Raw genomic sequence first — 12,968 nt, forward strand, 5'->3', positions numbered from 1 at the left:
CTCCTAACGCCGGCGTGTTGGCACCACCAGCGTAGTGGCGGCGGGGAGGCACGGTGGCCATTATTCGGTGACCGGGATTGGTCAAAATAGTTTGACTATTAGCGGCTAAAATCGCCCGGCGCTAACAGCGCTAAGGTTATCGACAACAAGGCAATCGTTTCCATGGCCCATCTGGGACCTCGCGCGTTCGATGCCATCGGTGGTGAGGTCGTCAATGTGACTGCCGACGTCATCTACAACGGCCGCGCGGCATGCGAGGGTGCCTATGTTCGCCTCGTCGACATCAACGGCAGCGAGGCGAAGCGCCTCAAGCTGCTCGAGGCGATCGAAAACCTCGACTGCGGCTGGTTCTACCGCCGCGACGCCGAGACCTTCAAGCAGATCCCCGGCACCCCTATCGCCTACTGGGCAAGTGACGGGCTGATCAATGCCTTTTCAATACGCGAAGGGCTTCGCAGCTATGCTCGCCCTACTGCAGGTATTCGAACGGGAGATAACGACCGCTTTCTCCGGTTTGCTTGGGAGGTGTCTTTCGAAAAAGTCGGAATACATTTGCGTGATCGCGCTCAGGCAAAAGAATCGGGATGTAAATGGTTTCCCGCAAACAAGGGAGGACTATATCGAAAGTGGTTTGGCAACCTTGACTACGTCATTAACTGGGAGAACGACGGCGAGGAACTTTCTTCATTCCCCGGATGCGATAACGCTGGTGTTAAATTCTTTTTTAGGGCTGGCGTGACGTGGGGAACGATATCATCCGGCTCACTCTCGGTAAGGTATTGCGATCCCGGAGTTATTTCGGAGCACTGTGGCTCAATGTGCTTCTCTGAGTCCAACGATGTTCTTCTTTGCGTCGTCGGTCTTTTAAATTCCTCGGTATCTGATGCCTTTCATCAGTTTCTTTCTCCTACCCTTGCTTTTCGAGAGGCGGCCATAGGCAATACGCCTCTTGATGAGCGCGGAGTTTGTCCGGAGGTCTCCTCAATAGTGAATCAATGCATAGAAGAATCGAAAATAGATTGGGACTCGTTTGAAACCTCTTGGGATTTCAAACATCATCCTCTGGTGTAGGTGTTTGTTGTGTCTACCGTCCTCATTTCTAAATATAAAAAATCAATTAGGGATTCAGCAATCTGGTCGCCTGAAGAAGTATCTATTATTTGGGATTTTTACGTTACCAAATCGGTCGCTGCTTCTGCATCTCAGCAAAGGGCCGTTAAGGATTTCGGATTAAAAGAAATGCCGTTTGATACTCTTCTCGACCATTCCGGTGTTTTGGCGGAGAAGCGGGAAATGTTGATGGCTGACAGAATCGATGGAGTCTTGAAAGAATATGGATTTGTTTATATGGGCAAGAATCCCAATACTAAAGAGGACATCGAAATTCCTATTGAAATCGATAATCCGCGGCTGGTGTGCATACAGCCGTATTCAATAATCGATAGAAATAAACCCGTTGCAAAGGGCGGCGGAAAAGGTATGACCTTGCTGACCCATATGAGGAATTCGCTTGCTCATGGGTGTACATATTTTTTTGATAATGGAAATATGTTGTTAGAAGACAAGGCCGGCGGTTCGAGTGGAAAAACGACAGCAATGATATTGCTACCGCAGTCTTCTTTTCTCGATTGGATAAAAATCATCGATATCGATGGCAGGTATTATTTCCCAAATATCGCTAGAGATGGCTACCGAACTTTGGTGGTGCGATCGAAGCCCAAAAAGCATGGATAGGCCATCTTGAGATTCGTGCCGCCGCTTCCTGTATTGATCCTTGGACTACCGCAAGATTCCAATCGGGTTTTGCATTCGATAGTTATTTTTGCGGCGAATTATTACTTACAAAATGATGTATCAGCGATTTTGAGGGGTTGGGGGAAATTCATGCCAATCTTGCTTTCTGAAAAATACGAAGCTCGCAAGGCCGAGGTCAATGCTCGCTTTGAGCAGCTTCGCGCTAACGAAGAGGAGCTCAACCGAATCTTTGCCAAGATCTACAACATGGAGGGCGAGGTGCCCATCGAGGTCGAGGATAAGTACGTTTCGGTGGCGCGCATCTTTGATACCGTCGATGAGATTCCCGAGAGCTATAAGGGCAACAAGTACGTGCGCACCAAGCGTGACGAGATCACGTCGCTCATAAGCTATGCCGTGGGTTGCATGTTTGGCCGCTATTCGCTGGATGTGGACGGACTCGTCTTGGCCGATCAGGGCGCCACGGTTGATGACTATCTGGCTAAGATGCCCGTCCCCGATCACGTGACGTTTATGCCCGATAGCGACAACGTGTTGCCCATTACCGACGATGAGTACTTTGACGACGACATCGTGCGCTACTTTATCGACTTTGTGCGTACCGTGTACGGCGAGGAGACGCTCGAGCAGAACCTGGCCTTTATTGCCGAGGCGCTCGGCGGCAAGGGCACCTCGCGCGAGGTAATCCGCACCTACTTTTTGAAGGACTTCTTTAAGGACCACTGCCAGACCTATAAGAAGCGTCCCATCTACTGGCTGTTCGACAGTGGAAAAAAGAACGGCTTCAAGTGCCTTGTTTACATGCATCGCTATCAGCCCGACCTGTTGGCTCGCATCCGCACCGACTATGTGCATGAGCAGCAGGAGCGCTATCGCTCGCAGATCGGCTATGCCAACGATGCCCTTGCCAGTGCCGAGCGCGGCGAGCGCGTGCGCTTGGATAAGCGCGTCAAAAAGCTCAACGACCAGCTCAAAGAGACCATTGGCTACGAGGAGAAGCTGCATCACTTGGCAGACCAGATGATTAAGATCGACCTGGATGACGGCGTCAAGGTCAACTACGCCAAGTTTCAGGATGTGCTGGCAAAGATCAAGTAACTGCAGATACGGTAAGGATATTCATGCCCAAGATCGATGTAGAAGAACAGCTCAAACTGCGGTTTTTGCAACCGTTGCTCGCATGTATGCCCCGCCGTGTGGTGGTTTGGCACGATGCGGACGGCGAGTTTGCCCCTGAGTTTGAGCGATTGGCCGCCGAGGGATTCGATGGCGCGGGGACCGATGACGGCGTTATGCCTGTTCAAGGTGACTTTGAACGCCCGGTGCGATTTATTGAGGCCTGCGAGGGCCGCATGTTTGCCGTCAAGAAGCTTATCAACCGCGATGACCTTGCGAGCGATATCTTGTTGTATCGCCGTTGCCCGCGCGGCAGGCTTGAGGGCGATTGGCTTGCCGATGTTGAGCTGTATGCCGATCAGTTCCAGGCTGACTATCTTTCACTTTTGGCCGATCAGCTGGGTATCGAGAATATTGACGCCGTGCGCGAGAGTCTGCGCGAGCACAAGACGTTCTATGATGCCAAGACCCGCTGCGCTAAGTTTGCCGCGTGTGTTCCGCATGCCTCGGGCGCATCCGATATCGAACTTGGCATCCTTACGGTGATTTTTGGCGGTAAAGAGCCTGGCGACGCGCGGCCCGCGTTTGTACTGCGCGGCTGTATGACCATGCTGCTGCACGAGGGGCCCGAGGCACTGGCCGAGTTGGCGGACAAGTACTGTGCGCGCGATGTTCTCTCTGCCTTCATTGTGCGTTGCTATGGGTTTGAGGGGCCGCTGTATGAGCGTGATTCGCTGCTTGCACTGGCATCCCACGTGTTCCTTACGGCGGCATCCACAGCGATTCCCGAGGGAGCGCTCAAGGGACTCGAGCGTTTTGTGGCTCCTGCCTATGGCCCCTATTGTCTTGAGGCAGTGCGTACGTGGGACCAGGTTGCCGATGCTCAGGCTTCGAGCGAGGACCTATTTGAGATCTGCCGTTTGGTAGAGGATGCTCGCGGGCTCTTTGCACGGTTTGAGGCCTTGCCGATCGATGTGCTGGCCTCGCTTGATGTGTTCCCGTGCGTCAACGAGGCCGTGCTTTCGCAGCTGTTCTGCTCGTTTGCTCAGGGCGCGGACCGTGTTGAGGACGCGCGCACCTTTGCGGCGCGTCGCTGCGACCTGAGCTGGTACCGCCGTGTCGAGAGCTACTTTGACCTGCTTGTCGCCGTGGCCGATATGTGCGCGTTTAGGCAGGTGCACGCGGGCGGGTTCCATCTGGCGCAGCCCCAGCAGGTGTGGGATGCCTACACGTCCGATTGGTATGTCATGGACGCTGCCTATCGCCATATGTGCACCGCGTATTTGCGGGCACGCTCCGTCGAGTGCGATGTGCTCGAGGAACCTGCCCGAGCCGTAGTGGACTGGGCGGAGAATCTCTACAGTAACTGGTTCTTGGCCGATGCCAATGCATGCTGGGCATCGGCTGCGCAAGGGGAGTGGGCCGATTGCGGCTACATCGAGGGGCCCGAACGACAGGATGAGTTCTACTGGCACGTGCTGCCCGCCTTTGTGGGCTCTGCCAAAACGAAGGTCGTTATCGTGAGCGACGCGCTGCGCTATGAGGTGGCCCGCGACGTCGCGGCGCTGCTCGAGCGCGAGCGTGGCGGTAATGTCAAGGTCTCTAGCATGCAGGCGGTCTTTCCCTCCATTACCGAGGTTGGTATGCCCGCGCTGCTGCCACACCAAGCGCTTAAGCTTGCAGCGGATGGCTCGTTTGTGCTGGCTGACGGCATGCCCACTGCGACGACTCCGCAGCGCGAGGCCGTACTTGCCCACGTTGAGCCCACGGCCCGCGCTTTGCGCTCGAGCGCATTCCTCAACATGGCGGGAACCGAGCGTAAAGCGCTGCTCAAAGACTCCGAGCTCGTTTATCTCTACCACAACAAGATCGATGCCACGGGCGAGAAGGCCGCTACGCAGGATGACGTTTTCGATGCCTGCGCGGACGCCGTGGAGGAACTTGCCGCATTGGCGCGACGCGTGTGCACCGACGCTCCGGGCGCGCGTGTTGTTATAACGGCGGATCATGGCTTTATCTACACGCGTCGGGAACTTAACGAGTGCCAGATGCTCGGCAAGCCAGACCTTCCCTTCCTTGACGCTCCCGTCATGCACGGCAAACGTCATCTGGTGGTGCCCAACGAGGCCGTGGCCAAGCTTTCGGACGAGGCGCGCGGGGTGTTTGCTGATGTTGACATGGGGCGTTTGGGTGCCGGCTTTGAGGGGTTTGCCCCGCGTGAGAACGTGCACTTCAAACGACCCGGCGGTACTAACAACTACGTACACGGCGGCATGAGCCTGCAGGAGCTTTGCGTGCCCGTTATCGGATTTTGGCGTGCGCGCTCGGGTTCCAAGGACTTTGTCGATGCGCGTGCGGCGACGCTGCGCGTACTTAGTGAGGGACGCCGAGTGACCAACTCGCTCTTTTCGGTCAATTTGATCCAGGAAGAACCTGCCCAAGGTAAGGTCTTGCCGTGCGAGTACGAGTTGGTGTTTACCGATGCAAGTGGCAACGAGGTGAGCGATACGGTCAAGGCGCATGCCAACAAGACTTCTGTTAACTCGCAGGAGCGCGTGGTGCATGCCAAGTTTGCGTTGCATGCAGCGGATGGATTCTCGGCCAAGGGTCCGTACTATCTGGTCTGCCGCGAGCGCGAGACGGGCAAGATCGTTTGGCGCGAGACGTACACCATCGCTGTTTCATTTGCCCCCGTTGCTGATTTTGGTTTTTAGGAGTGTGCCCTATGTTTGATAGCCATGACGACGATCTGTGGGAAGTCCCCTCGATTGATGCGGATGTGCCCGAGCAGGCTGCGGTGCCTACAGGGGTGGCCGTGCCTGCTGCGGAGGCTGAGACTGCCGCGCCCGTTGAAGCTGCCACGCCCGCCGAGGGTGAATCCTCGACCGATGGCTATGACCAGGCCGTGGCCGAGGACCCCGAGGGCGACGGCTACGACATGGATGGGCTGGACGGCAAACTGCTCGAGCACTTTGCTGGCAAGATCGTGCGCAAGGACCTGACGGCCCTTATGAAGCGCGGCGCCAACGTGCCCACCTTTGTGCTGGAGTACCTGCTAGGCATGTACTGCTCAACTGACGACGAGGATGCCGTGGCAGAGGGTTTGGAGCGCATCCGCAGGATCCTCACCGATAACTACGTGCGTCCCGACGAGTCCGAGCGCATTAAGTCCAAGATCCGCGAACTGGGCCGCTTTACCATCATCGATAAGGTGACGGCCAAGCTCGACGAGTACAAAGACATTTACGTGGCGTCGTTTGCCAATCTGACCATCGAGCCGTTTGTGATGCCGGCCGAGTACGTGCGCGACTATTCCAAGATTCTGCAAGGCGGCATTTGGTGCATTATGAGCATCGAGTATCGTCACCCCTTGGATGAGGAAGACGAGTTTGGCATGGAGGTCTTTGGCGACGATGCGCCGCGCCGCTCCAAGGCCAAGCGCAAAAAGCGCGGACCCGAGGACTCTCCGTTTAGTGTGGCGTCGCTCACGCCCATCCAGATGCCCAATCTAGACCTGGATGCCATGGTCGACGAGCGCCAGTACTTTACGCGCGACGAGTGGCTCAACATGCTGCTGCGCTCGGCTGGCTATGAGCCCAGCGAGCTTTCCGAGAAGGAGCGCCTGCACTTTATCGAGCGCATGGTGCCGCTGATCGAGCGCAACTACAATCTGTGCGAGCTGGGTCCCCGCGGCACCGGCAAGAGCCATATCTACAAAGAGGTCTCGCCTTACGCCATCTTGCTTTCGGGCGGCCAGACCACTACGGCCAACCTGTTCGGCCGCATGAACTCCATGCGCGCCGACCGTGTGGGCTTGGTGGGTCACTGGGACTGCGTGACGTTCGACGAGGTCGCCGGCATGCGCTTTAAGGACACCAATGCCGTGCAGATCATGAAGGACTATATGGCGAGCGGCAGCTACGCGCGCGGCCGCGACCAGATCAACGCCGATGCCTCCATGGTCTTTGAGGGCAACATCAACGACACTGTGCAAAACGTCCTTAAGACCACGCACCTGTTTGATCCGTTCCCGCCGGAGTTTAACAACGATTCGGCTTTTTTCGACCGTATCCATTATTACCTGCCGGGCTGGGAGATTCCCAAGATGCGCTCGAGTCTGCTGACCGGGCATTACGGCCTGATCACCGACTGCCTGTCGGAGTTTTGCAAGGAGATGCGCCGCAAGGACTTTACGCACCATATCGACCGGTATTTCCGCTTTAACAGCGACTTTAACAAGCGCGACGAGATCGCCGTGCGCAAGACCTTTAGCGGCCTGGCCAAGCTGCTGTTCCCCGACGAGGCCATGGACAAGGACGACGTGCGCTGGCTGCTGGACTATGCCATCGAGGGCCGTCGCCGCGTAAAGGAGCAGCTCAAGATTATGGCGGGCGTCGAGTTTATCGACGTCAACCTGGGCTATATGGATGCCGACAACCCGCAGGACGTGCATGTGGTGCGCGTGCCCGAGCAGAGCGAGGACACGCTGATTCCCGACGGGCCGCTGCTGTCCGGTCACGTGTTTGGCGTGGGCAGATCGCAGGGCGGCGAGGTCGCCGTGTACAAGCTGGAGAACAAGGCCGTTGCCGGCGAGTGCAAGTTTAAGCACGAGGGCGTGGCCTTTAACAAGCCGGTGCGCGATACGCTGGAGGCCGCGTTCGACAACTTTGTGAACCTGGCGAACCGCGTGGCGCCGGGCATGCACATTGGCTCCAAGGACTACCTGCTGTTCTACAACGACTTGCAGAGCAAGGGCCTGTCCGAAGAAGTTTCGCTCGCCGAGTTTGTGGGCCTGTGCTCCGCGGCCTGCAACCGCCCGGTGATGCCCGCGCTGGCGATTCCTGGAATCTTGCGCATGTCGGGTTCTATGGACGAGATCCGTGGGCTCGAGGACATTATGCGCGTGGCCAAAAACGCTGGTGCTAAGCGCGTGGTTTTGCCGCTGAGCGCCATCGCGGGCCTACAGAGTGTTTCGTCCGAGATTATTTCGGGGTTGAGCCCGGTGTTCTACATGGATGGCGACCCGGTCGACGCCGCAAAGAAGGCGCTGGATCTGTAGAAGTGCGGGCGAGCGGGCTTGCGTGCGCGTGGGCCCGCGAGCGTATTGGCGTGTTCGGGTAAGGAGGCCTTGCCATGGCGGGCGAGCGTTCTGTTGGCGAGCTGCTCGACGAGCTGTTTGGCTTTGAATCGGTGGCCAAGCGTCAGACGGCGCTTGAGCAGTACGATCGTGGGGAGTTGGTGCGCAAGGCGCGCTCCCGCGAGCTGCTGGGTGTGCTTAGGGGCGTCGAGGCTGCCGAGCACGCTGCGCGCGACTCTGCCGTGCAGGCTGTTGACGGGTATGTTCGCCGTGTCGAGGGCGCGGCCCTTGCGCGCGCTCGCAAGCAGGCGGGTGTTGTGGGCCCGCTGCAGATGGAGCGCCGCTATGCTGCCTTTTTGCGTATGGAGGACAAGGCCGAACTGTTGGCCCGCTTGGAGCAGACGCTTGCGTTTATCGAGGTAAAGCTGCGTGCCAATACGGCGGACAGGGTTCGTGCGGCATACGATGCTGCGGGGGCTTTGGTGTTGCAGGGCGCGGCGCGTCTGAGTGACGCGCGCGTTGTGGATGCCGCACCCTTGGATGCCGATCTGCTATGCACGCAGCTGGAGCAGCTGCGTTGCACCGCCGATACAACGGACCTTGCCGGCATGATTACGGCGACGTTTGAGTCCGAGCTGAGTGCGACCGGGCCGCAGGGTGCTGACGCGTTTGCGAGCGATGTGGCTGGCGATGTGGCGCTGGAGCGCGAGCTTACTAATGTGCGCGGTGCTGCGCAGCGAGCGCGCTTGGCAGCCCAAGCGTATCGGGCCGAACGCGCTGCCCGCGTTGCAGGGAGCACGGTGGAGCCGGTATCGTTGCCGGGGCTTGTTTGCATTACGTGCGAGACGGGGTGCGATGCCGGGGAGCTTGCCGAGTTGCTCGCTCAGGTTAAGAAGTCGTTTGAGGCCTATAGGCGCGTTGTTACCGACGGCGGGTTGTTCTGTGCCTTTGGTGCCGGTTCGCCGCATGGGATTTGCCGCGGCAGTAGTTATTTCGACTACGATGATCGGTTTGACGAAGACGTGTCGGTGGGCGAGTATGACGGTGCTACCAGGCACAATGTTTGGCGCGAAGTTGCGATTCCCGAGCTTGTGGACGAGGCTTCGGTCGACGGCGGCGACTCGCTCGAGGTTGCCGTGGCGCGCATGCGTGAGTTTAACGGACGGCGCTACGATGGTGTGCTGGACGAGGATCCTGCGCGCCATGTGAATGCGTTTTGGTATGGACTCAAAAAGCTCAGCCAGTATTGCGAGGCCGCTGTGCGTGTGGATGAGCGTGCCTGGGATTGCTTTATCGATAAGGTACAGTTCGCCTACGATGAACCCGTGGGGCGCCTGGCCACGCAGATGGACGACAAGCAGGTTGCGGCTTTTGTTGCTGCCGTGGACGCGCTCGGTGCTAGTGAGTAGGGTCCTGGTCTGGTAGGAGGTTTCACCATGAAGATCGACGTTGATGTAGACCAGCTGCGCGAGAGTCTGCTCGACCGCGCGGGGAGTGCGGCCGGCGTGGGCTTTCCGGCCGCCATGCTCGACGTAGTGGATATCGAGGACGAGCCGCCCCAAGAGCTCCTAGCCCGAGCCGAACGCGAAGGCCTCGACCTCCGCGAATTTGCCGTCGACGATGACTAAGGGGCGGGGGTGGCTAATATGGGACGGCGCGTCTGTATCCGCGACTGCGCGAAAATGCGCGATAAGCCGTCGCAATGGAGTCTAACGACCTCGCGATTGCTCTATTTTGACTGCCCGCAGACTAAGTGAGTAGGCTTTTTTGGAAATCCTGAGCACCTGACTAATTTGCTTCAACAAACCCGCAGGTCACAGACTTGTGCTTTGGTGACGTGGTCGGCGATTCGACAAAAGTCTACTCACTTAGTTTTGCCAGACGCTAACTGTCCTCAACGAGACCCCTGTCGGGGCGATTGATGCTCAAATGTAGCCAATTCGGGACGGCTGTCCCTGCCCGCTACGACGCCAGCGTGGCGATGACGGCTTCGTCGCCGGCGTATATGAGGGTGTTGCCGTCGGGGATGATCGTTTGGCCGTCGCGTTTGAGCATCACCACGATAAAGGGGTGCTTGCCTTGCGGCACGTCGCGCAGGCGCTGACCGGCCAGGCGACCGTGGGGCGTCACGGTGACCTCGCGCAGCGTAACCTCGGCACGCTCTTCGAACGTTGGGGCTGCCATCACCAGAAGGTCGCCTTCCTCGATGACGGTATCGCCGTTGGGCAGTACCGGGTGCGCCCCGTCGCGCAGCACCAAGACCACGAGCATGTCCGTCGCGCTGCCAATATCGGCGAGCGAGCGCCCGGCAAACGGATGGCCAGCGCCCACCTTGAGCTTTACAAACGACATGCCGTCCTCGTCGCGGTAGTCGTTAAAGGTGCGGCGTACGTCGCCGGCCGCATCGATCATATCGAGTTTCTTCGCCACCGCCGGCAGTAGCGAACCCTGCACCACAATGCTCGATACGGCAATCACAAACACCAGGTCAAACAGGTCGTGACCGCCGGGAACGCCGGCTACCACGGCAAAGAGGCTAAAGACGACCGAAGCCGCGCCGCGCAAGCCCGCCCAGCTTACGAGTGCAACCTGGCGAGGGTTCGTCTTAAAGGGCACCAGCAGCAGACCGACGGCGATGGGGCGGCTCGCAAAGAGCATAAACGCCATGAGCGCCAGGCCCGGCAGCAGCATCTGCGGCAGGCGCGCGGGCGTGACGAGCAGGCCCAGCAAAAAGAAGATGGTCATCTCGGCCATCTCGGTGAGGGTGTCAAAAAAGTGCGCCATCTCGACCTTGCCGGTGATGTCGCTCGCGCCCAGCACAATGCCGGCCAGGTACACGGCCAAAAAGCCGTTGCCGCCCAGATAGCTCGGCAATGCGTAGGCGACGATCGCCACGGCGAACAAAAAGATAGTCTGCGCGCCCTCGGCCGTTGCGTGTGCGCGCTCAATCAGACGGCTGGATGTCCAGCCGATGGCAAGGCCCAGCCCCACGCCCAGGATGATCTGCTTGGCCAGCAGCACGGGAATGTCGATATTGCCGCCCGCCGCGAGGGTCGCGAGCACGGCGGTGAGCATGTAGGCGACGGGGTCGTTGGAGCCCGATTCGACCTCGAGCAGCGAGTCGGTGCCGCCCCTCAGCGAAAGGCTGTGCTCGCGCAGAACGCTAAAGACGCTGGCCGCGTCGGTCGACGCCACGACCGAGCCCAGCAGCAGGCCGCCGATCCAGTCGAAGCCCAGTGCGAAGTGTGCGAACACGCCAGTGATGCCGGCGGTGGTGATAACGCCGAGCGTGCTCAGCAGCACAGCGGGCGCGGCGACGGGTTTGGCACGGTCGATGTTGGTGTTAAAGCCGCCGTAGAACATGATGAACAGCAGCGCCGTGCTGCAGACGGTTTCGGTGAGCGCGTAGTCGCTAAAGTCGATGTGCGCCGGACCGTTGACGCCGAGCAGCATGCCGAGCGCAATAAAGATGAGGAGGGTGGGGAAGGGGAGTTTTTTGCCGACGGGTTTGATGGTCAGGCACAAAATGATGACGAGGCCGATAAAGAGAAGTATCTGGTTCATGGACAGTGTCCGCTCCTGGGTGGTTGGCGTGGCACGGTTAGTTGTCTGCGGTTATTTGTACCCAAAGATGGTGGGTTTATGGGGTTGGATTGCGGGCGTGCGCGATATCGTCATAGACGGCTGCCGTCTTTGCCTCTGCTCGGAAACCCTTTCCAGCTTTATTGCAACGGAGTACAATGGGTAACGTTTAAGTTCAACTTGAAGTTTTAGTTGCGGCGCCGGGCTTTGGCCGCAATGCAAGGAGAGGCGTACCATGGCGATCTATGTGACATCTGATGCTCACGGGCACGTGCGTGCGCTTGACGAGGCCCTGTCTAAGATCTCGTTGACGTCCGACGACACGCTGTACGTGCTGGGCGACATGATCGATCGCGGGCCCGATCCGGTCGGCGTTATTAAGCTCGTGCGCTCGCTGCCCAACGCCCGTGTGCTCAAGGGCAATCACGAGCAGATCATGCTCGATGCCATCATTGGCCAGGATCCGCTCGATGCCGAGACCTGGGATATCAACGGTGGCTGGACGACGCGCGAGCAGCTCAACGACATGGAATTTGAGGCATACGAGGAGCTCGTGCGATGGATGGCCACGCTGCCGCTCTGCGCGGTGGCCGAGACCGAGGAGCGCCCGTATCTGCTGGTACATGCTGGAATCGAGATGAAGGCGGCGCGCGCGTTTTTACTTGAGCATGGCGTCGATTGTGCCGATGGCGTCGGAGCGGTGGGTGCCGATCGCGAGCTGCTGCAGCAGATGCTCGCGGTGCAGTCGTCCGATGACCTGCTGTGGATTCGTCACGGCTATTGGGATGCGCCGACGGGACTGCTTTCTGCCGAGGGCGAGGGCCCGGTCGTGGTGAGCGGCCACACGCCCACGGTGTCGCTTGGGCGCTATTGCGAGGTTGGCGGCCTGGCGGGGCTCGATGAGGAGTCGGGCCGCGGGCAGATTGTGCGCCTGGGTGGCGAGGATACCGCCGGCGTGCCCGATCGCATCGATATCGACTGCGCCGCCGCCACCGGCTCCGAGTTCGGCCGCGTCGGTATCCTGCGCCTTGATGACGGCGCCGAGTTCTATGCGAACATCAACCCAGGCGAATAATCGGTGCAAAGGGTAGCTAATTTGGGACGGAGCTTTTTTGACTACTTTCGGAGAATAGCGCCTTTTTGCTCGGTAAGCGCGAGAAATGAGGAGCGTCTGCGTCCTCGGCAGTGCGAAAATGCTCAAAAAACCGTCGCAACGGAGTCAAACGACGTTGCGACGGTTCTTTTTTGGCTGCCCGCTGGCTAAGTGAGTGGACTTTTTTGGAAATGCCGAGCAGCCGGCAAATTTGCCTCAACAAAACCGACGCTCCTATAAGTTGTCAAGAGGCAGTTTGCGGGAGCGTTCTCTCCAATTCGCACAGGAGCTCGTAATACCTCCTCTCCAGTTTCGTCGACCGCCGTTTCCCCCGTTCCAAGTGCC

General features: G+C 58.6%; 9 protein-coding genes. 8 read left to right on the top strand and 1 reads right to left on the bottom strand.

Annotated features, from left to right (window positions below):
* Window positions 1-162: 162 nt before the first annotated feature.
* The 7 genes from AAAX59_RS09070 to AAAX59_RS09100 all read left to right on the top strand — a co-directional run bounded on the left by AAAX59_RS09070 (window position 163) and on the right by AAAX59_RS09100 (window position 9,576).
* A complete protein-coding gene (locus AAAX59_RS09070; protein WP_349071519.1) occupies window positions 163-1,071 on the top strand; it encodes a hypothetical protein in 909 nt (302 codons plus the stop codon).
* A gap of 9 nt (window positions 1,072-1,080) precedes the next feature.
* A complete protein-coding gene (locus AAAX59_RS09075) occupies window positions 1,081-1,734 on the top strand; it encodes a hypothetical protein (RefSeq protein ID WP_349071520.1) in 654 nt (217 codons plus the stop codon).
* A 150-nt stretch (window positions 1,735-1,884) separates the two neighbouring features.
* Complete coding sequence (locus AAAX59_RS09080) at window positions 1,885-2,853, top strand: hypothetical protein (protein ID WP_349071521.1); 969 nt, start codon at window positions 1,885-1,887, stop codon at window positions 2,851-2,853.
* Between the two features lie 23 nt (window positions 2,854-2,876).
* Complete coding sequence (gene pglZ, locus AAAX59_RS09085; RefSeq protein ID WP_271743297.1) at window positions 2,877-5,585, top strand: BREX-1 system phosphatase PglZ type A; 2,709 nt, start codon at window positions 2,877-2,879, stop codon at window positions 5,583-5,585.
* Between the two features lie 11 nt (window positions 5,586-5,596).
* A complete protein-coding gene (brxL, locus tag AAAX59_RS09090; RefSeq protein WP_349071522.1) occupies window positions 5,597-7,930 on the top strand; it encodes a protease Lon-related BREX system protein BrxL in 2,334 nt (777 codons plus the stop codon).
* 74 nt (window positions 7,931-8,004) lie between these two features.
* Entirely contained in the window at window positions 8,005-9,357 is a 1,353-nt protein-coding gene (locus AAAX59_RS09095) for a hypothetical protein (RefSeq protein WP_349071523.1), read from the top strand.
* Window positions 9,358-9,384: 27 nt separating this feature from the next.
* Entirely contained in the window at window positions 9,385-9,576 is a 192-nt protein-coding gene (locus tag AAAX59_RS09100) for a hypothetical protein (protein ID WP_349071524.1), read from the top strand.
* A gap of 334 nt (window positions 9,577-9,910) precedes the next feature.
* Here AAAX59_RS09100 and AAAX59_RS09105 read toward each other — a convergent pair whose 3' ends face one another.
* Complete coding sequence (locus AAAX59_RS09105; RefSeq protein ID WP_349071525.1) at window positions 9,911-11,512, bottom strand: potassium/proton antiporter; 1,602 nt, start codon at window positions 11,510-11,512, stop codon at window positions 9,911-9,913.
* A 253-nt stretch (window positions 11,513-11,765) separates the two neighbouring features.
* Here AAAX59_RS09105 and AAAX59_RS09110 point away from each other — a divergent pair, with 253 nt between their 5' ends.
* Entirely contained in the window at window positions 11,766-12,605 is an 840-nt protein-coding gene (locus AAAX59_RS09110; protein WP_349071526.1) for a metallophosphoesterase family protein, read from the top strand.
* Window positions 12,606-12,968: the final 363 nt, after the last annotated feature.

This window comes from Collinsella sp. CLA-ER-H2 (assembly GCF_040092405.1).
Classification (GTDB): domain Bacteria; phylum Actinomycetota; class Coriobacteriia; order Coriobacteriales; family Coriobacteriaceae; genus Collinsella.